Source organism: Microbacterium shimangi, from assembly GCF_043556445.1.
Classification (GTDB): domain Bacteria; phylum Actinomycetota; class Actinomycetes; order Actinomycetales; family Microbacteriaceae; genus Microbacterium.
The window spans coordinates 1115709-1134398 of record NZ_JBIGII010000004.1; the positions used below are offsets into that span (position 1 = coordinate 1115709).

The 18690-nt window shown below is 65.6% G+C and carries 19 protein-coding genes; 11 read left to right on the plus strand and 8 right to left on the minus strand.

The features are described from left to right. Window positions 1–48 precede the first annotated feature (48 nt). Entirely contained in the window at window positions 49–2619 is a 2571-nt protein-coding gene (locus tag ACFXQA_RS12385; RefSeq protein ID WP_394520149.1) for an excinuclease ABC subunit UvrA, read from the plus strand. Between the two features lie 12 nt (window positions 2620–2631). Here ACFXQA_RS12385 and ACFXQA_RS12390 read toward each other — a convergent pair whose 3' ends face one another. Continuing rightward, window positions 2632–3471, minus strand: coding sequence for an aldo/keto reductase (locus tag ACFXQA_RS12390; protein WP_394520150.1), 840 nt, complete (start codon window positions 3469–3471; stop codon window positions 2632–2634). 27 nt (window positions 3472–3498) lie between these two features. Then, the gene (locus ACFXQA_RS12395; protein WP_394520152.1) at window positions 3499–3657 is read right to left on the minus strand and encodes a hypothetical protein; all 159 of its coding nucleotides are present in this window, start codon (window positions 3655–3657) and stop codon (window positions 3499–3501) included. Window positions 3658–3978: 321 nt separating this feature from the next. Between ACFXQA_RS12395 and ACFXQA_RS12400 the strand changes: the two genes are divergently transcribed. Further along, window positions 3979–4599 carry a peptidase M23 gene (locus tag ACFXQA_RS12400; protein ID WP_394520153.1) on the plus strand — a complete coding sequence of 207 codons (621 nt, stop codon included), beginning with the start codon at window positions 3979–3981 and terminating at the stop codon, window positions 4597–4599. A gap of 67 nt (window positions 4600–4666) precedes the next feature. Here the strand turns inward: ACFXQA_RS12400 and ACFXQA_RS12405 are convergent, their stop codons facing one another. Together ACFXQA_RS12405 and ACFXQA_RS12410 are read right to left on the minus strand one after the other, a co-directional pair. After that, window positions 4667–4861: a hypothetical protein gene (locus ACFXQA_RS12405; protein WP_394520154.1), complete on the minus strand. Its 195-nt coding sequence runs from the start codon at window positions 4859–4861 to the stop codon at window positions 4667–4669. A 144-nt stretch (window positions 4862–5005) separates the two neighbouring features. Further along, window positions 5006–5842 carry an alpha/beta fold hydrolase gene (locus tag ACFXQA_RS12410; protein ID WP_394520156.1) on the minus strand — a complete coding sequence of 279 codons (837 nt, stop codon included), beginning with the start codon at window positions 5840–5842 and terminating at the stop codon, window positions 5006–5008. 301 nt (window positions 5843–6143) lie between these two features. Between ACFXQA_RS12410 and ACFXQA_RS12415 the strand changes: the two genes are divergently transcribed. From ACFXQA_RS12415 to ACFXQA_RS12425, 3 genes are all read left to right on the plus strand, one after another. Then, the gene (locus ACFXQA_RS12415) at window positions 6144–6653 is read left to right on the plus strand and encodes a redoxin domain-containing protein (protein ID WP_394520157.1); all 510 of its coding nucleotides are present in this window, start codon (window positions 6144–6146) and stop codon (window positions 6651–6653) included. A gap of 32 nt (window positions 6654–6685) precedes the next feature. Continuing rightward, window positions 6686–7192: a DsbA family protein gene (locus ACFXQA_RS12420; protein ID WP_394520158.1), complete on the plus strand. Its 507-nt coding sequence runs from the start codon at window positions 6686–6688 to the stop codon at window positions 7190–7192. 93 nt (window positions 7193–7285) lie between these two features. Further along, on the plus strand, window positions 7286–9568 hold the full coding sequence (locus tag ACFXQA_RS12425; RefSeq protein ID WP_394520159.1) for a helix-turn-helix domain-containing protein: 2283 nt from the start codon (window positions 7286–7288) through the stop codon (window positions 9566–9568). Window positions 9569–9571: 3 nt separating this feature from the next. On the opposite strand, the gene ACFXQA_RS12430 is transcribed toward ACFXQA_RS12425, so the two are convergent. The 3 genes from ACFXQA_RS12430 to ACFXQA_RS12440 form a co-directional block, all read right to left on the minus strand. Next, window positions 9572–9832 (minus strand): hypothetical protein, encoded by a 261-nt coding sequence (locus ACFXQA_RS12430; RefSeq protein ID WP_394520160.1) that lies wholly within the window; start codon window positions 9830–9832, stop codon window positions 9572–9574. 22 nt (window positions 9833–9854) lie between these two features. Further along, window positions 9855–10982: an FAD binding domain-containing protein gene (locus ACFXQA_RS12435; RefSeq protein ID WP_394520161.1), complete on the minus strand. Its 1128-nt coding sequence runs from the start codon at window positions 10980–10982 to the stop codon at window positions 9855–9857. A gap of 93 nt (window positions 10983–11075) precedes the next feature. Further along, window positions 11076–12152 carry a helix-turn-helix domain-containing protein gene (locus ACFXQA_RS12440; RefSeq protein WP_394520162.1) on the minus strand — a complete coding sequence of 359 codons (1077 nt, stop codon included), beginning with the start codon at window positions 12150–12152 and terminating at the stop codon, window positions 11076–11078. A gap of 261 nt (window positions 12153–12413) precedes the next feature. Between ACFXQA_RS12440 and ACFXQA_RS12445 the strand changes: the two genes are divergently transcribed. From ACFXQA_RS12445 to ACFXQA_RS12465, 5 genes are all read left to right on the plus strand, one after another. Continuing rightward, entirely contained in the window at window positions 12414–13139 is a 726-nt protein-coding gene (locus ACFXQA_RS12445; protein WP_394520233.1) for an alpha/beta hydrolase, read from the plus strand. Then, window positions 13132–14781, plus strand: a complete 1650-nt coding sequence (locus tag ACFXQA_RS12450; RefSeq protein ID WP_394520163.1) for an MFS transporter — start codon at window positions 13132–13134, stop codon at window positions 14779–14781. The genes ACFXQA_RS12445 and ACFXQA_RS12450 overlap by 8 nt, the downstream gene beginning before the upstream one ends. A 128-nt stretch (window positions 14782–14909) precedes the next feature. Beyond that, entirely contained in the window at window positions 14910–15716 is an 807-nt protein-coding gene (locus ACFXQA_RS12455) for an aquaporin (RefSeq protein ID WP_394520164.1), read from the plus strand. 12 nt (window positions 15717–15728) lie between these two features. Further along, on the plus strand, window positions 15729–16112 hold the full coding sequence (locus tag ACFXQA_RS12460) for a nuclear transport factor 2 family protein (RefSeq protein ID WP_394520165.1): 384 nt from the start codon (window positions 15729–15731) through the stop codon (window positions 16110–16112). A 38-nt stretch (window positions 16113–16150) separates the two neighbouring features. Continuing rightward, a complete protein-coding gene (locus tag ACFXQA_RS12465; protein WP_394520166.1) occupies window positions 16151–16435 on the plus strand; it encodes a hypothetical protein in 285 nt (94 codons plus the stop codon). Window positions 16436–16439: 4 nt separating this feature from the next. On the opposite strand, the gene ACFXQA_RS12470 is transcribed toward ACFXQA_RS12465, so the two are convergent. Beyond that, a complete protein-coding gene (locus ACFXQA_RS12470) occupies window positions 16440–17345 on the minus strand; it encodes a YoaK family protein (RefSeq protein WP_394520167.1) in 906 nt (301 codons plus the stop codon). 5 nt (window positions 17346–17350) lie between these two features. Here ACFXQA_RS12470 and ACFXQA_RS12475 point away from each other — a divergent pair, with 5 nt between their 5' ends. After that, window positions 17351–18592 carry a cupin domain-containing protein gene (locus tag ACFXQA_RS12475; protein WP_394520168.1) on the plus strand — a complete coding sequence of 414 codons (1242 nt, stop codon included), beginning with the start codon at window positions 17351–17353 and terminating at the stop codon, window positions 18590–18592. Window positions 18593–18690: the final 98 nt, after the last annotated feature.

Below are 18690 nucleotides of genomic sequence, written 5' to 3' on the forward strand. Positions count from 1 at the left end.
GTGGAGGTTCGCAGCTCTCGGAGTTCGCTCGACGAATAGGCTGGCCCGATGCCCGAAAACCCTCGCACGACCCCCGACGCCTTCGTCCGTGTGCGCGGAGCCCAGGAGAACAACCTCCGCAACGTCGATGTCGACGTGCCGCGCGACGCGATCGTCGCCTTCACCGGGGTGTCGGGTTCGGGCAAATCGTCGCTCGCGTTCGGCACCATCTTCACCGAGGCGCAGCGCCGCTATCTGGAGTCCGTCGCACCCTACGCGCGCCGACTGATCCAACAGGGCCACAACCCGCACGTCGAATCCATCTCGGGGCTCCCCCCGGCCGTGGCCCTGCAGCAGCGACGCGGCGCACCGAGCTCTCGCTCCAGCGTCGGAACGGTCACGACGCTCTCCAATTCGTTGCGGATGCTGTTCTCCCGCGCGGGCACGTTCCCCGAGGGCTTCACGACGCGGCTCGACTCCGATGCGTTCTCCCCCAACACGGCGGCGGGGGCGTGTCCCGAATGCCACGGCGTCGGCGTCGCACACACCGTCACCGAGGAGACCCTGGTACCCGACCCGTCGCTCAGCATCCGCGATGGCGCCGTCGCCGCCTGGCCCGGCGCCTGGCAGGCGAAGAACCTGCGCGACATCACCATCGCCCTCGGATACGACGTCGACCGGCCCTGGCGCGATCTCGACCCCGCGGATCGGGAGTGGCTCCTCTACACCGACGAGCAACCCGTCGTGGAGATCACCCCGCAGCGCGACCGCGTCGCGAAGCCCTACAAGGGGATGTTCTGGAGCGCGAAGAAGTACGTCTTCCACACGCTCTCCGATTCGAAGAGCGCCACGATGCGCGACCGCGTCTTGGCGTTCGTCCGCACGGGCGTCTGCCCTCTCTGCAAGGGCTCCGGACTGCGGCGAGAGGCGCTCGCGGTCACCTTCGCCGGCCGCACGATCGCCGAGCTGAACGCCCTGCCGATGAGTGAGCTCGCCGAGATCCTCCGCCCCACGACCGAGCTCGAAGATGCGGCTCAGGCGCTCCCGACGGCCGCCTCCGGCGAGCGCACCGACGTCGCCGTCGCGCTGACCACCGACCTGCTCGCCCGCATCCAGGTGCTCACCGACCTGGGACTCGGTTACCTCGGCCTCGGTCGCGTGACGACCACGCTCTCCCCGGGAGAGATGCAGCGACTGAGGCTCGCGACGCAACTGCGCTCCGGCCTGTTCGGGGTGGTCTACGTGCTCGACGAGCCGTCGGCCGGCCTCCACCCCGCAGACGCCGAGCCGCTGCTCGACGTCTTGGAGCAGCTCACGGCTTCGGGTAACTCGGTCTTCGTCGTCGAGCACAACATGGACGTCGTCCGCGGTGCCGACTGGATCGTCGACGTCGGACCGGGAGCCGGCGAAGGGGGCGGTGAGGTGCTGTACAGCGGACCGGTGGTCGGCCTCGCCGACGTCGCCGGGTCGGTGACACGCCCGTTCCTCTTCCCTGATCTCGACGAGGCGCCTGTCGAGACACGTGAGGCGCGATCCCCCTCGGGTTGGCTGGCACTGGAAGGTGTCTCACTGCACAACCTCGCCGACGTCGACACGGCCATCCCGCTGGGGACGCTGGTCGCGGTCACGGGCGTCTCCGGATCGGGCAAGTCGACCCTGGTCGGTCGCGTCCTGAGCGACCTGGTCGACGGGCACCTCCGGGGTGCCGTGAGCGGCGTCAGCAGTGGCGAGGGAGATGACGAGGGCGCCGATGCCGCACCGGCGACGCGCGCGCCCGAGCTCACCGAGGCGACCCTGCCCGATGCGTCCGTCGACACCGTCGTCGTTCGACGAGCGACGGGCCTCGAGCACATCGACCGGCTCGTCCGGGTGGATCAGAAGCCGATCGGACGCACACCGCGATCGAACCTGGCGACCTACACCGGCCTCTTCGACGCGGTGCGGTCGCTGTTCGCCGAGACCGACCTCGCTCGCGAGCGCGGGTACACCGCCGGCCGGTTCTCGTTCAATGTCGCCGGTGGCCGCTGCGAGACCTGTCTGGGCGAGGGCTACGTCTCCGTCGAGCTGCTCTTCCTCCCCGGCAGTTACGGTCGCTGCCCCACCTGCGACGGTTCGCGCTACAACGCAGAGACGCTCGACGTCACCTACCGGGGCAAGAACGTCGCCGAGGTGCTTTCGCTCACCGTCGATGAGGCGGCGGGGTTCCTCGAGGCCGTGCCCGCAGCATCCCGAAGCCTCCGCACCCTGCGCGACGTAGGGCTCGGCTACCTGCGACTCGGGCAGCCGGCGACCGAGCTGTCGGGTGGGGAGGCGCAGCGCATCAAGCTCGCGACAGAGCTGCAGCGCGCGCGGCGCGGCCACACTCTGTACCTGCTCGATGAACCGACGACCGGGCTTCACCCCGCCGACGTGCGGTTGCTGCTCACGCAGTTGCAAGCGCTGGTCGATGCCGGCAACACCGTGGTGGTGGTCGAGCACGACATGGACGTCGTCGCCGCAGCCGACTGGGTCATCGACATGGGTCCGGCGGGTGGCGACGCCGGAGGACGCATCGTCGCCGAGGGAACCCCGACTTCGGTGGCGGCAAACTCCGCCAGCCGCACGGCTCCGTACCTGGCGCGGCGGATCGCAGGCTCCTGACGGGGCGCGGCCCTACTGCTCCTCGTGGGTGTCGGGGTCACCGCCGAAGAGGCGTCCGTCGGGTCGGCCCAGTGCGGTGATCGCTGCCATCTCGGCATCGTCGAGCGCGAACCCGAAGACGTCGAGGTTCTCGGCCTGACGCGATGGGGTCGCGCTCTTCGGGATGGGAACGCTGCCGAGCTGCACGTGCCAGCGCAGGATCACTTGCGCGGGCGTCACCCGGTGGGCAGCCGCTGCCGCCACGACGGGTGCTTCTTCGTAGGGCGCGCTGCCTTTTCCGAGGGGGCTCCACGCCTCGGTCACGATACCCAGGCGCGCGTTCACGGCTCTCTGCTCCACCTGGGGGAAGTACGGGTGCAGCTCGATCTGGTTCACCGCCGGAGTCACGCCGGTCGCGTCGATGATGTCGGCGAGGTGACGCTCGGTGAAGTTGCTGACGCCGATCGAGCGGACGAGTCCCAGATCGCGCGCGGTCACGAGGTTCTCCCACGAACGCACGTACTCCCCCACGCTGGGGTTCGGCCAGTGGATGAGGTACAGGTCGAGGTAGTCCAGGCCGAGTCGCCAGAGCGACTCCCGCACGGTGGCCACCGTCGGCTCGCCCTGGTAGCGACCCGGAAGCTTCGAGGTGACGAACAACTCCTCGCGGGCGAGACCGGAGCGGCGGATCCCCTCGCCCACGGCACCTTCGTTGTCGTAGTTGAAGGCGGTGTCGAGCGACCGGTAGCCCGTGCGGATGGCGGAGGCGACGGCCTCGACGCCCTCCTCCCCGCGCAGGGGGTAGGTCCCGAACCCGAGGGCGGGGATCTGGTGGCCGTCGTTCAGGGCGATGGTGGGCGCGAGTTCGGTCATGGCTCCACGGTACGCCCGGGTGCCGGGCTACTGCTTGCCGGCGTCCACCCATCGGGTGTGAGCCTTCATCGCACCGAGGACAGCCGTGCGGATGACGAGGAAGAGTATCAAGCACCCGACGATGAAGCCGAGCAGATACACGGCGATGGAGACGATGAGAAAGGGCGTGGGATCGAGCGGCGACATCGTCCGAACGTATCGGACGAGTTCGCTTCGTCGCGAGGATAGTGCGCGATCGGGCGGCGCCCGAGTTCGAGGTCGGAGTCGCCCCTCAGACTCTCGGCGCGAGACCAGCCGTTCCCTCTACGCTGGCTTCGCGCCGCCCACAGACAGACCGGAGGGGAACGCGTGCACGCACGTCCTCCCGCTCAGCGGCCAAAACCCCGATCGAAACCGGCGCGGCGCGGTGCCAGGAAACCCACCGCTTCCGACGCGCGTCGAGCGCGCGCACGCCGTGCGAAGCGCCGGCGCACCCGGCGTGCCTGGCTGATCACCGCCGGCGTCGCCGTGCCGCTCCTCCTCGGCGTCACGCTCATCTGGGGCGGCAACTACGCCCTGACCTCGCTGTCCGCAGCCTTCGATGATGCGCTCGACTCGCCCGTCTTCGACGCCGGCCCCGTGTCACCGCCCGAACCGGTGGCGCCGGTCGGACCCCACATCGCCGGGTACGGCGTGGAGCAGCTCGCCAATGCCTGCACGATCCTGATCGCGGGGCGCGATCTCGGCTTCGACGGCCGTGATCAGACGATCGCTGTGATGACTGCCATGGGCGAATCGTCGCTGCGGAACATCGACTACGGGGACTGGGAGTCGAGCGGGGTCACCAACCCCGACGGGTCACGGACGACGTCGATCGGACTCTTTCAACAGCAGAACAACTGGGGTACGCGCGAGGAGCGCCTCGACCCGTACACCGCGGCGACCCTGTTCTACCGAGCGATGGCCGCGCGCGTCCCCGACCGCGCCGCCCTCGAGCCCACGATCGTCGCGCACACCACACAGGTCAACGCCGACCCGTCGCACTACGCGCGCTACTGGGACGCCGCTGTGCGCACTGTCGCCGCGGTGTCGGGTACAGCGATCGGCGATGACCCCGCAACCGGCATTCCGCGGTGCCCGGCGACATGACGTTTGTTCCCAGAGCGGCCTTCTGAACCGCGCTCAGAACCTCACCCGTTCGCGCTCGTCGACGGCGCTACCCGGCGAGACCGTTCGGCGGACCATTGCGGTTCGCACCGCGCTGGAGGTGGGTCATGTACGTCCGGTGGGCCGCCAGCTTCAAGGAGTTGGCGTAACCCAGTACCTCTTCGCCGAGCCGGGCGCGGTAGACGATCTCGCCACCGCGCCTGCGTACGTCGATCGTGCCGAACTGCTGACCCTCGGGCGTCATCTTCGCTTCCCGCGCCGCCGTCGTGCCACTGTTCCTCTGCCACCAGAGCATGCGAGCCGTTCATCAGCGAATGAATCCGCGTACTCAGACGGCGCCCTCGGGGAGATCCTGAGGGCGCCGTCTGCTCGGCTGCGCCGTAAGCGGTTACTGCTGAATGAACGCGAGAAGGTCCGGGTTGATGACGTCCGCGTGGATGGTGAGCATGCCGTGCGGGTAGCCCTCGTAGATCTTGAGGGTGGAGTTGCTGAGGAGCTCGTGCTGCTTGAGGGATGCGTTCTTGTAGGGAACCACCTGGTCATCATCACCCTGGGTGACCAGCACCGGAACCGAGATGGCCAGCAGATCGTCTGTCTGGTCGGTTTCGGCGAACGCCGCGATTCCGAGGTAATGCGCCTGGGCGCTTCCCGTCATGCCCTGACGCCACCAGTTGGCGATGACGGGCTCGGATACCTTCGCGCCGGGGCGGTTGAAGCCGTAGAACGGCCCGGAAGCCACGGCCTGGTAGAACTCGGCCCGGTTGGCGGCCAGTGCGCTTCGGAAGCCGTCGAACACCGACATGGGCTCTCCCTCGGGGTTCGATTCGGTCTGCACCATGAGCGGGGGAACCGACGAGACGAGAATGGCCTTCGCCACGCGGCCCTGCGGCTCTCCGTACTGAGCGACGTAACGTGCCACCTGACCGCCGCCGGTCGAGTGCCCGATGTGGATGGCGTTCCACAGGTCGAGGTACTCGACCACGGCGTTGGCGTCGCTCGCGTAGTGGTCCATGTCATGGCCGGTCTCGATCTGGGACGAGCGTCCATGGCCGCGGCGGTCGCTGGCGATGACCCGGAACCCCTTCTCGAGGAAGTAGAGCATCTGAGCGTCCCAGTCGTCCGCCGACAGCGGCCAACCGTGGTGGAACATGATGGGCTGGGCATCGCGCGGGCCCCAGTCCTTGAAGTAGATTTCCGCGCCATCTTCCGTGGTCACAAAGGGCATGGTCGACCTCCAGGTTGTGTCATTCCGAGCTGCTCTCAGGACGACTATCGGACGTTCCCACCGCTGATTCAGCGGGAAGCGCGTTCACGATAACCTCCGACGCGATGTCGGATGCTTCTACTTTTGTTCAAACTCTCGGCACCCCGTCGGGACATTAGAGATCTGTGGGGCCGGCGATGCAGCTGGGCTGACCCCGCTGCGCTGTGTGAATCCTTTCGACATCTGTCCTGTGCCCCAACGAACGTCTGCCAGTAGCGTCGCGCGGAGCGCACCTGCGCCGCAGCGAACGAGGGAGCATCCGGTGACCGGTTATGTCGACCACCATCCGAGGGACATCCTGGGCGCAGGAAGCACTTCGCCGAACTTCACCTTGCATCGCACGTCCGAGAACACCGTTACCCTTTCGGACCTTCGTGGACAGCCCGTGGTTCTGGTGTTCTATCCCGCGGACTGGAGCGCGGTCTGCGGGGATGAGCTCAATGTCTTCAACGAGGCGCAATCGCTCCTCGAGGACGAAAAGGCTGTCGTGCTCGGCATCTCGGTCGACGGCGTCTGGTCGCACCAGGCATTCGCTGCCGACCGTGAGCTCCGATTCGACTTACTCAGCGACTTCGAGCCGAAAGGCGAGGTCTCCAAGCAGTACGGCGCATACGACTTCCACACGGGCACCAGCAAGCGGGCGCTCTTCGTCATCGATGAATTCGGTGCCATCGCATGGAGCTACCTGTCGCCCAACGACGTGAATCCGGGCGTTGACGGCGTTCTGGATGCCCTTGATGCCCTGAAACCCCACACCGCACCCTCGAGCTGATTGGACCAGCCATGTCGCATCTTCGAGTCCCCGTGTCCGACCACGACCACACCTTCGGCCCCGCCGACGCACCGATAACGCTCGTCGAATACGGCGATTACCAGTGCCCTTACTGCGGCGAAGCTTTCCCCGTCGTGAAGCAGCTCCTCGCGGAGTACGACGGCAAGATCCGCTTCATCTTCCGGAACTTCCCCATCGCTGAGATCCACCCCGAGGCCGTCGATGCGGCTTTCGTCGCCGAGTTCGCTGCGGCGCATGGCGAGTTCTGGAAGGCGCACGACTTGCTCTACGAGAACCAGGCGGAGCTGGGCCTGCACCTCTACCAGCAGATCTGTGAGGCGCTCGGTCTCAGTTTCGCCGACCTCCAAGCGGCGGCCAAGGAGAACACCTACGCCGCCCGGATCAAGGCAGATGAAGAGGGCGGCATCCGCAGCGGAGTGAACGGGACGCCGACGTTCTTCCTCGACGGGGCCATCGTCGAAGCCGGCACAGCGGGCCTTGCGGATGCGATCCGGGTCAAGCTTGCGGACGGGGCCTGATTCGACGGACGTGCCGGGCCGCTGCCTCGCCGGCGCCGAGCCGCGCAGCCTGAGGACGCACCTGCCAAGATGGCCACAATGAAAGGGGGCGTCGTGACCGAGCCGTCACCATTCGGGTTGCTTCTTCGTTCTCTTCGGTTAGGTCAGAACCTGACGCTCGAATCACTCTCCGCCAAATCAGGTGTAAGCGTCCGGACCATCGGAGACTTAGAACGGGGTGCGAGCAGTTCCCCGCAACGTCGGACGGTCGATGCGCTTGCCGACGGGCTCGGCCTCGACGTCGCCGCCCAACATGCCTTCCTTCGCGCGGCGCGCTCAAAGAATCGGCCCATCGGTTCGACGGATGCACTGCAGGCGGTCACACCCCTCCGCGTGTTCGACTTCTCCGGTCGCGACACTGAGATTGCGGAAGCCGTTGACATCCTCGAGGGCGAACTGCCTGGAGGATCCCAGCGCCCCGCGCTGGTCATCAGCGGCGCTCCCGGCATCGGCAAGACGACCGGGGCAATCGAGATTCTCGCGCGCGGCCGATCAGCGTCGAATCCCACCATTTTCGTGGGTTTGGACGGGTTCAACGCCTCTCCGCTCACTCCCCTGCAGATCATCACCGCGATGCTTCGTCAACTGCCTGGCACCGAGCAGAAACCACCGGGCAACCTCGACGCGGCCGCGAAGCAGTGGCGCGCCGCTGCCGACGTCATCCCGGTTCGCGTCCTCCTCGATAATGCGGCGAACGAAGCTCAGGTCCGTCCCATACTGGCCATCTGCGGCGGTGACGTCATCGTGGTTACATCCCGGCGCAGTCTCGCCGGCCTCGAGGGTGTACGTCGCATGCGGTTCGGACCCCTGAAGCGCGACGAAAGCATCACACTCCTCCGGCGCCTCATTCCGCAGGCAGGGACGGAGCTCACCGCCTTAGACGAAATCGCCGGACTGTGCGATGACGTTCCCCTGGCCCTCCGCGTCATCGGTAACCGCATCGCCAGCCGACCCGCATGGACCGTCGAGGATCTGTTGAGTCGGCTTCGTACCAGTGAGGGCCGACTACGGCTGCTGGTCGCCGGCGACTTGGCGGTGGAAGCGGCCATATCCCTCTCCTACGAGGAGCTGGACCCTCGCACCGCCGCTCTATTCCGATGGATATCACTCATCGACGGGAAGACCTTCGACGCGCATCTCGGGGCCGCGGCTGTCCGCTCCAGTGACCACGGGGAGGTGGAGTTTCGCCTGGATGACTTGACAGACCTGGGGCTGCTCGAAGCGCACGGTGGCGACCGCTATCGCCTTCACGATCTGATGCGCTTGTTCGGGTTGAGCAAGCTCCGCGAGACGAGCGGAGCCGATGAGCTGGAGCGGCGCCGGGCTCACATCCGGTCTTGGCTCCTGGGGAGCCTGGAGCGGGCGGGTGCATGGTACGAGCCGCGGCGAGACCCCCAGGTGGTCGGCCGTGCGGGCCGCGGGTTCACCAGCGCGGATGCGGCGGCATCGTGGATCCGCGCCGACGCCGAGCACTGGTGGTCGGCATATGTGGAAGCGGCGGAACTCGGCGAAGACGAGGTGGTCGTGGATGTCGCCGATGCGCTGCACTGGTACTCCGATGTGTGGGTCACCTGGGGACACTGGCACAGGTTCTTTTCCCTCGCCGTGACGGCCGCGCAGAACCTGGGAGACCCGAAGATGGAGGCCACGCAACTCGGATACGTCGCGTGGGCCGAAATCGTCGAAACCGGAGAGCGCGAACGCGCGGTGCTGACCGGACACGCAGCCCTCTCGGCGGCGCAGCGGGCCGGTGACACCACGCAAGAAGGTTGGGCGAATTACTACATCGGCTGGGCGAGTTGGTTACTCAGCCGGGTCATCGAGGGAGCCGCGGCTGCCGACGCCGCAATCCGCGCCTTCACGGGCGCGAACGACAGGGCGGGGTTGGAGAACGCGCAGCTCCTGATGACGATGATCCAGAACACGCGCGGTGAGCACCTTGCGGCCATTGAGAAGATGGAGGGCACTCTGGCTCGACTCCAATCTGCCCCGGATGCCGACAGCTTCCTCAGTCTCATCGCACAGTACGGCGCGTATTTCGATCTCAACGACTCGTATCTCGCCGTCGGCCGGAACGAGGACGCAGTACGCGCGGGCAGGATCGGCATACGTATCGCTCGCTCGCTGAAGGATGACATGCGGGTCGTTCTCATGATGCGCCGCCACATTCGCGCTCTCATCCAAGCCGGGAACTCAGATGAAGCGATGGCTGAGGTCGAAGAAGCTCTGCGGCTTCTCGGGCCGGGCAGCAGCGAAGCGTTCGTGTTCTCCCGGTTCCGTAAAGAGATCCCCCGCATTCGAGCGGGAGAGCGGCTCGATCCGTATCCCGATTGGTGAGAGTCAGGCAATACCGGCGTCCTTGAGTATCCGGCGCAGCTCGAGAAGCGGCTGCTCGGGAACGGCGGTGCCTTTCGGGCGGTGGAGGGTGAGCCGCTCCTCATTGAGACGGACGACGATCTGTCCGCCGTCCTGTATTTTCTCGACATCCGCCACCTGCATGAGCAATCGAACCAACCCGTCCCAGCTCACGTTGTGCGACGTCGGGTGGTGAATGATCTGGAACAGTGTGCGTTGCGCGTCGTGGGTCAGCGTCGTGTCCATGATTTCGTCCTCCTAGTTCGGCTCATAGCGGAAGCGAGTGGCCCAGCTGCTGCCCATATCGAGAGATGGATCGGCCGACAGGAAGCCGGTCTCGGTTGTACTGGGCGAGCGCGTCGGAGACGGAGAGCTCTCTGTTGAGGAGGTCAGCCAGCGCCATGGCGTCGCCCGCCGCTTTGGCTGCCCCCATCGCGGTATGCGGTCGGACGACAACCGCAGCGTCGCCGACGAGCGCGACAGTACTCGTCGACATCCGCGGAGGAACGTAGTCGTAGATCGCCTGGAGAAAGGGCTGTGGCTCCGCCGCGACCGCCTGCGCGAACGCTTCCGGCAGCTCTGCCGCCGCCGCCTTCACCAGGGACTCTCGAAGATCCGTGGTCAGGTCCCCCGGCGCGAGTGACGTGCTCGTGGCGCTGTGCCCGCATTCGCCCATGAGGCGTTCCAAAGCGGCGATGGACAACGAGCGGTACCACACCCAGTTGTATCGCCGAAGGCCCGGGGTCGTTTGGCCGTCAGGCCCGGGCACCAGGTATCCCAGCATGTGTGCGCGCGCGGCCGTGTAGAAGGCGAACCGCTCGAGGAGGACACCCGCCGCCGTCTCCGGGAGTACGTCCTCCGGGACCAGTCCCCGCCACGTCACGTATCCGACGTATCGGTTAGTGGATTGCAAGGGAGCGACAGCCTCGCGGACGACAGAATTGAGGCCGTCCGCGCCGACGACGAGATCGAACGTCAGCTCCCTCTCTTCCTCCAGGAACGCAACCGCTTCGCGACCCTCGGAACGAACCGCGGTGACAGCGTTTCCCAGCAGGTAGCGGCTGTCCGGGATGAGGGACCGCAGCCCGTCGTACAGGTAGTCCCACGAGAACTGGGTCTGCGGTGTCGGATCGCGATACAGCACGTCACCCCGCCGGTCTAGTGTGATGCGTTCGCGGGCCTCGACACCAGAACTTGTGACATCCGTCAGGTCCAAACGGGCAAGGATGTCGAACAGGTCCTGCTGTCCGACGAGCCCGGCCCCACGTCGCGCCAACCCGACCTGCGACCGTTCGAGGATCGTCACTTCATGGCCAGCCTGATGCAGCAGCGCCGCGGTGAAGAGGCCCCCAAGGGACCCTCCGACAATCCCTACGCGCAAAGGAGTGATGATCATCGGGCGCCTCCTGGACGGTACATGAGGTGACGGTATCCAGCGGTGCGCAGACGGCGCTTCGACATTCGCCGAAAGTCCGCACCGCCTGCGAGTTCAGACGCGCCCTGTGGCTTCCCAGAGCCGGATGAGCTTCAACGCCATGTGCAGCGTGCTGCGCTTGATGCCATCGTTGAGAGCACTCTTCACGACCTCGGGCATGCGCTCGAGGCGATAGTAAAGAGTGGTCCGGTGCACGAAGAGGATCTGGCAGGCCGACACGACATTCGCTCCCACATCCAGATACGTCTCGATGGTCACACGTTGGTTCTCGTCACCACGCGAGTACAGGGCGTGCGCGGCCGGGGAGATGACGTGCAACTGCGCGGGGTTCGCTGACGCCGAAGCCAGCAGCAGCCATCCGCCCAGCTCACTTGCGTCCGCGACCGGATGGAACTGCGGCAGCGCAGCGGCGAGGGATGCCGCAATGGCCGCCTCGTCGGCCGCGACGCGGAGATCGTCGGCGCCTCGCGAGGGCGACGCCGAGCCGATTCCAAGGATCCGGATGCTGCGCTTGGCGGCCTCCTGGAAGATGAGGCCTTCGTAGCCGCTGTCTGCAGGCTGACCGACCAGCATCACCATGCCGGCCCGCAGCGTCAGGAAGTGGGAGGGGACGGGACGCAGATGCGCCAGCTGCCGCGCGAACGCGACCCTTTGAATGTCGCTCACGGCATTGTCGATGATGAGCGCGCGAACGACCGTTCCCTGCTCGCGGTGCAACCACCTGTTCATGACCGCACGGCTGAAGGCCGCGCGTCGAACCATCTGGTCGTCGCTCAACAGGTCCCGCAGCACTGACTCGCGGTCCGTGCCGTGAACGGCGAGGTCAGCGAGCAGAGAATTCCGCACGAGGGCGGACGCCGCATCGATGGCCTGGAAGTCAGCCGCAGTCAGTGATGGCTGTCCATTCGTGGGCAAGACGATGTGGGCGACGACGGCGCCTTCGCTCTCAACGGGCACCTCGAAGAACCCCTTGGATGCGGGTGCGCGGCGTGTTCGCATCCCATCGCTGCCGATCTCGGAGCTGACCTGCTCCCGGATGACCACCGGACGGTTGACGGAGACCGCGAGCTGTTCAGCGATGCCCTGCAACGTCCGGTGCGAGGTGGCCGATACGGTATCGCTGATTTTCATGCGTGCGCTCCTAGATCGGGGTCGCTCATTCGCCAGCGCCAGCCAATGCTGCGAGGGAGGCCCAGCGAGATCGAGTCACACCATGGGACCGCTGTTGGAGCGTGAAGACCAGGAAGAAAGCAGGCAGGAATGACGGCATGCGCCGCCAGGACGGCGAGTAGCGCACGGCCCCGTACGGCGTCTCCGACTGGTGTCGGAAGGTTGTTGCCGCACTCGTTCCTAGATTCGTTGCAGCGCAATGGAACGACCACGAGGAATCACATGACAACAAGCATCACGGTCGTCCTCGTCCACGGAGCGTTCACGGATGCATCCATCTGGTGGCCGGTGGTTCTGCGTCTGCTCGGCGCCGGACACCGCGTTCTCGCCCCTCCCATCATCGGCCGCAGCTTCGACAGCGACTGCGATTACATCAAGACCTTCGTCGAGCGCATTGATGGGCAGGTCCTGCTCGTCGGTCATGGCTATGGTGCGGCGGTCGTGACGGTCGCAGGAGACGCGGCAAACGTCATGGGACTGCTCTTCATCGCCGGGTACGCCCCCGAAAGGGGAGAGAGCATCAGCGAGATGCAGGACTCGTTCGCCGCGGCGGAGATCACTCGATACCTCGTCGCAGCGACGTTCCACGACCACGACGGGCTACCAGGCACCGAGATCGCGGTCGCCCCCGAAGAATTCCCACACCTTCTGGCCGAGGGATTACCTGCAGATGAGGCGTCCGTGCTCGCTGTTTCGCAACGGCCGATCTCGGTCTCCGTACTCAATGAACGTGCAAGCGGGGAGGCCTGGCGTACCAAACCGAGCTGGGGGGTGGTTTCGACGGAGGACTTGACGATCAACCCCGAGCTGCAACGCTTCGGGTATCGGCGGGCGCGATGTCGGGAGGTGGCGGCGTTTGACGCGCCGCACCTGGTCGTTCAAACCCACGCCGCTGAGATCGTGAGCTTCATCGGCGCCATCCTCAGAGAGATAGCCGCGGATGGCTGACCCGCAGATCAAACCGACAAGCACCGGAAACCGCCGCGAATGGGCCTCAGGGTTCTCGCCGCTGGCCGTTCCGATCTTCCGATTGGTGTGGCTCGCATCCATCATCAGCAACATCGGTAGCTGGATGCAGACCGTCGGCGCCCAGTGGCTCCTGGTACAGGAAGACAGTTCCGCCTTGCTGGTGGCGTTGGTCCAAACGGCTTCCGCCGCACCGGTGTTGATATTCGCCATCCCCTCAGGCGTCATCGGCGAGTTTCTCAACCGCCGGCTTGTGCTGCTCTACTCGCAGGCGGTTCAGCTCCTCGTAGTCCTCGCGCTGACCTACCTGACCTGGACCGGTCAGACGACCACAACGATTCTGCTGGCGTCGACATTTGTACTCGGAACCATCTCGGCCATCCAACTCCCCGCCTTCCAGGCGCTGGTGCCCGACATCGTCCCGCGGAACCTCCTCGTCGACGCAGCAAGCCTTTCCTCGATCGGGGTGAACATCGCACGGGCGGTGGGACCGGCTATCGCCGGTCTCGTCGTCGCGCAGTTCGGGGTCGCGGCGGTCTTCCTCCTCAACGCGGCATCCTTCGTCGTGTTCTTGGGCGTACTGCTGTTCTGGAAGACCTACAAGCCACCGCTGGCGCGACATGAACCCTTTGTCGACGCCACCCGGGCGGGTACTCGCTATGTCCTGCACTCGCGAATCGTGCGACACATCCTGATGCGGCTGGCGATCTTCCTCATCCCCGCAAACGCACTCTGGGCGTTGCTTCCGACCATTGCCAACGACTCCCTCGGGCTCACCGCAAGCGGGTACGGTCTCCTGTTGGCTGCTCTCGGCGCAGGTTCCATCATCGGCGCGTTCGTGCTCCCCTGGGCCCGGCGCGTCGCCGCCTTCAACGGAGTCGTCCTCGCGTCCTCGCTCGTCTTCGGTGGGGGGCTCGTCGTTCTCGTCATCTCGCCCACGTTGTGGTTGACGTTCCCCGTGCTGGTTGCCACGGGCCTCGCGTGGATCGGCGTGATCGCAACCATCAACGGCACCATTCAGGCCTTCCTTCCCGTCTGGGTGCGAACGCGAGGCCTGTCCTTCTACCAGCTCGTTCTCTACGGGTGCACGGCGGCCGGATCCGTCATCGCGGGCGTGCTCGCGGCTGTCTGGGATTCCGGACTCGTGGTCGTCGGCGCGGGGATTCTCTGCGGCCTAGGTGGTCTCTCACTGCTCCTGTGGCCCCTGCCCAAGACGACAGGCATAGGACGAGACATCGTCGAGATCCCCGGGGTCCACGACGAACCGCGAGCGGACGGCAATGATGACGCGGCCGTGCTCGTCCTCATTCGCTACACCGTCCCCCAGGACCGACGAACTGAATTTCTGACTTTGATGTCGCAGGTTCAACAGACACGCTTTCGCACTGGCGCTCGCGAATGGCAGGTCTACTCCGATGCGGATGACCCAGACGTCGTTGTCGAGACCTATCAAGTCGGTTCCTGGCGGGAGCATGTCAGCCAACACGAGGGACGCACGACCGAGTTCGACGGCGAACTCATCTCCCGCGCCAGGGCTCTGAGCACTGTCGCCCCCACCGCGACGCACCTTCTCGCGATACAGCGCACTGGTCTTCACTCTCACCGGCATCCGGACAAGGCCTGAGCGCAGGTTCGACAGTGGCTTGGGGCGTTTCGCGAAGAACCCGTGGAAAACGTCACGACGGAAGTCGAAGAACGGAAGTTCGCGTTGTCGTTACATTCGGCCTCAGACACCCCTGAGGAGCCGCCGCGATGACTACTGAAATCCCCGCTCCACCTGCAGTCGCGTTGCGCTACGCGGCAGAGTTCGTCGGGACGTTCCTCCTGGTCCTTGGCGTCATCGGGGCGGCAATATTCAGCGCCGCGTTCGACTCCGGCGACGGCGGGCTGAACATCGGCATTCTGGGCGTTTCGCTCGCCCTCGGCCTGAGCGTGCTCGGCGGCGCGTATGCGTGGGGGCCCGTGTCCGGTGGCCATTTCAACCCTGCAGTGTCTCTCGGGCTCGCGGTGGCAGGACGGTTCGACTGGCGACTGGTCGGTGGCTACGTGGTGGCCCAAGTGCTGGGTGGTGCCGCCGCATCCTCGCTCATCGCCGCGGTCGCTGCCGGCGGCCCGGACTCCTTCTTGAACGACGCCCTATCCGGCGGGTTCGCTTCGACAGGCTGGGGCCAGCTGTCCCCTGGCGGCTTCTCGCTCGGGTCGGCGTTTCTCGTCGAAGTCACGACCACGGCGGTGTTCGTCGGGGTCATCCTCAGCGTCACCAGTCATCGCGGAAACCCGACCACCGCACCGCTGGCGATCGGGTTGTCGCTGACCCTCATGGCCCTCATCGCCATTCCGGTCTCGAACGGGTCTTTCAACCCGGCCCGGTCCATTGCCACCGCCATGTGCGGCGGCCAGGTCGCCGTCGAGCAATTGTGGATGTCACTGGTCGCGCCGACGCTGGGCGGCGTCATAGCGGGGGCCGTAGCGGTCGTCATCTCACGTGGACACCGCACGGCCTCCGCCGCCCCGGCGCCTCCTCATCTTGTGCCCGCCGAGATTGCCAGCGTGCGGTAGACGGGATCAGACATGGACGAGCAATCACGCACCGCGCACTCCGCCATCGAGCAACGAGAGCTCGAACTCGTCGTCCGCGACTTCATCACGGTCCTCAACGAGGGGTCAAGTGGCGAACTGCATGCATTCCTCGCCGAAGACGTTCATTACCGGCTTTCGGCCGACTGCACCGTCTACGGACGGTCAGCGATCGTGGCGATGGTCGACGACATCAAGACCACTTTCGAAGACTGGCGCACCTTCATGGTCAGCGTGGCTGTCGCGGGCGACGTTGTCCTCGCCGAACAGTCCATGAGCCTCCGGCTTCCTGGGTGCGAGCCACATCTCGTCATGGGCTTCGCAAGCTTCCGCCTCGACGGCTACCGCATCACTGCCTGGCACCAGATCCACGCCTGACAAACCCCGTCCACCGCACGACCATAGAGGAGACCGTCATGCCCGACCAGCCGTTCACCGAGCACCTTTCAGAGAATCACCGCAACACCCTCTACCACCTGGAGCAGCACCCCACCTCGCACAATCTCGAATGGCCAGACGTCGTCGCTCTGCTGAACGAGGTCGCGACAGTGACCGAGGAGCACAACGGCAAGTTCCGAGTTCGCCTCGGACAGTCCGATCTGTTCCTGACGCGCCCGCACCACAAAGACATCGACGAACAGATGGTCATCGACCTGCGTCGGCTTCTTCGCGAGAACGGAATCTTCGCCGAGAAGAAGTAGTCGGCTAGGGCGTCGGCGCGTTCTGCGCCGGGTCTACCGGGCCGTGCTGAGCAAGGGCAACCGCGGCGAGGGCGAGAAGCGCGATTGCGGCTGCGATGAGGGACGTGCTCGCCCACCATCGGTCGAAAGTGAAGCCGATCCCACCGCCAAGAGCGAAACCCGCCAGCACAACGAAATACGAGCCGGCCGGGCGAAGATGCGGTTGCCCGTCGTTGGAGATCCGCCGGCCGAGCGCGCGACCGACCAGGCTGGCTCCCATCTGCAGAACGAAGGTCACCGCGACGTTCCCGTACAGCATCCCGGTTTCCCGATGGAAAGCGTTACCCTGCACGCCGGCGAGGAAGCTCACCGCCCACGCCACCGCCACCGGCCCGAGAAGGGAGGAAGAGAAGAGCGCCGCCAGCCCGATGAGGACCACGGCTTCGGCAACCAAGACGGGGGTCGAGTACGACGCGCCCGCTCGTTCGAAGAGCAGCACCACAATGCTGCACACGCACGCGCCTGCCGCGAACGCGACGATGGAAACCGCCGCGCTCACCAGACGTCCGTACTGCCCGTCAGCGAGGAAGTATCCGAGAGACACGATGTTCCCGGACTGGACAGTGGCAAACGTCGAAGCCTGCTGAAAGGTCCAGGCGTTCAGCAGGCCCGAGATGACGGCGAGAAGAACAGCCGAGCCAGCACGCTCGAGGACAGGGAACTGAGGAGACCGGCTCCACACGGTTGATGATGACACGGATGAACTCCCGGCGCTGCTTGGTGGATGAAGGTGGACCCACGAAACCGCGATGCACCGCAGCGGAGCTACGACAAAGGTCGAGTGTTGTTCGGCGCCGAAACTTCTGCATCTGTCTGAGAGATCGACGACGGGAGGCGGGTGTGCTGGAAGGGCGGGCACACGCTCGCACATCGGTCGTGAGCACGAACGGAGCCTCCAACATGGAAGACAACGACACCCCCACCCCGCATCACGAGTCACCCACCTTCGGCAACCCGGACCTCCCTCCCGAGGGTGAGTCGAACACCGTCGACGACCCCGCGAGTCTGACGATGACCGGACCCCAGAACCCGGTCATCGAAAGCCAGTTCCCGAACCAGATCGACGCCCCTGGAACAGACATCTCCACGCAGGCCTTCTTCTGGTCGTCGTTCAACATCTCCCCGCGCCGTGTCCAACGTGGTGGTTGGGCACGCGAACTCACCAAGCAGGACTTCGCGATCTCCGACGAGATCGCCGGGGTCAACATGTACCTCGAGCCTGGCGGCATCCGCGAGCTCCACTGGCATCAGACCGCGGAGTGGGCTGTCATGACCCGCGGCCGCTGCCGTGTGACCACCATCAGCCGGTCCGGGCTTCCGAGCATCGAGGACGTGGAAGAAGGTGACCTGTGGTTCTTCCCCGGCGGGACACCTCACTCGCTACAGGGTCTGGGTCCGGACGGGGCCGAGTTCGTCCTGGCGTTCGACGATGGCGAGCAATCCGAGTCGAACACCCTGCTTCTCACCGACTGGTTCGCTCACACTCCGCCGGACGTGCTGGCGAAGAACTTCGGGGTCGCCCAGGAGGTCTTCAAGGACATCCCCTTGCACAATCTCTGGATCTTCCCCGGCGACGAGCCCGGTGACCTCCAAAAGGACCAGGCCGACTCCGGCGTCGAGTGGGGTTCGTCGGAGCCCATCATCTTCCGACTCTCTCGATCGCAACCGCTGCACAAGAACTCCGGCGGCAGCATCCAGATCGCTGACAGCACGAATTTCCCCCTGTCCAACACCGTTGCCGCTGCGCTGGTCACCATCGAACCCGGCTCGATGCGGGAACTGCATTGGCACCCCAATTCGGACGAATGGCAGTACTACCTTCGCGGTTCGGCCCGGATGACCGTGTTCAACACGGGTCCGCACGCGAACACCACGGACTTCCGCGCTGGTGACGTCGGCGTCGTGAGGAAGAACTTCGGTCACTACGTGGAGAACACGGGCGACGACGTCCTGCAGTTCCTCGAAGTGTTCAAGGCCCCCAAGTACGAGGAGATCTCGCTCGCGAACTGGCTGAGCCACGTTCCGCCGTCGCTGTTGTCCGCACACCTGAACATCGACGAGGCGACACTCGCCACCTTCCCGCAAGGCACTCAGGGCATCACTCCGATCCGCACGTAGTCACGGCGGTGCGCGTGGGAAGGTAACCCTCACAGGACCACGCGCACCGCTCCTCTCCGCTCCTAGCTTGGTGAAAGAGCCAGTCACGAAGCGGAGGC

Bases quoted from the DNA above. Each gene is read 5' to 3' on its own strand.
- ACFXQA_RS12385 (WP_394520149.1), top strand. From the start codon at position 49: ATGCCCGAAAACCCTCGCACGACCCCCGACGCCTTCGTCCGTGTGCGC.
- ACFXQA_RS12390 (WP_394520150.1), bottom strand. From the start codon at position 3,471: ATGACCGAACTCGCGCCCACCATCGCCCTGAACGACGGCCACCAGATC.
- ACFXQA_RS12395 (WP_394520152.1), bottom strand. From the start codon at position 3,657: ATGTCGCCGCTCGATCCCACGCCCTTTCTCATCGTCTCCATCGCCGTG.
- ACFXQA_RS12405 (WP_394520154.1), bottom strand. From the start codon at position 4,861: ATGACGCCCGAGGGTCAGCAGTTCGGCACGATCGACGTACGCAGGCGC.
- ACFXQA_RS12410 (WP_394520156.1), bottom strand. From the start codon at position 5,842: ATGCCCTTTGTGACCACGGAAGATGGCGCGGAAATCTACTTCAAGGAC.
- ACFXQA_RS12430 (WP_394520160.1), bottom strand. From the start codon at position 9,832: ATGGACACGACGCTGACCCACGACGCGCAACGCACACTGTTCCAGATC.
- ACFXQA_RS12435 (WP_394520161.1), bottom strand. From the start codon at position 10,982: ATGATCATCACTCCTTTGCGCGTAGGGATTGTCGGAGGGTCCCTTGGG.
- ACFXQA_RS12440 (WP_394520162.1), bottom strand. From the start codon at position 12,152: ATGAAAATCAGCGATACCGTATCGGCCACCTCGCACCGGACGTTGCAG.
- ACFXQA_RS12445 (WP_394520233.1), top strand. From the start codon at position 12,414: ATGACAACAAGCATCACGGTCGTCCTCGTCCACGGAGCGTTCACGGAT.
- ACFXQA_RS12450 (WP_394520163.1), top strand. From the start codon at position 13,132: ATGGCTGACCCGCAGATCAAACCGACAAGCACCGGAAACCGCCGCGAA.
- ACFXQA_RS12455 (WP_394520164.1), top strand. From the start codon at position 14,910: ATGACTACTGAAATCCCCGCTCCACCTGCAGTCGCGTTGCGCTACGCG.
- ACFXQA_RS12460 (WP_394520165.1), top strand. From the start codon at position 15,729: ATGGACGAGCAATCACGCACCGCGCACTCCGCCATCGAGCAACGAGAG.
- ACFXQA_RS12465 (WP_394520166.1), top strand. From the start codon at position 16,151: ATGCCCGACCAGCCGTTCACCGAGCACCTTTCAGAGAATCACCGCAAC.
- ACFXQA_RS12470 (WP_394520167.1), bottom strand. From the start codon at position 17,345: ATGTGCGAGCGTGTGCCCGCCCTTCCAGCACACCCGCCTCCCGTCGTC.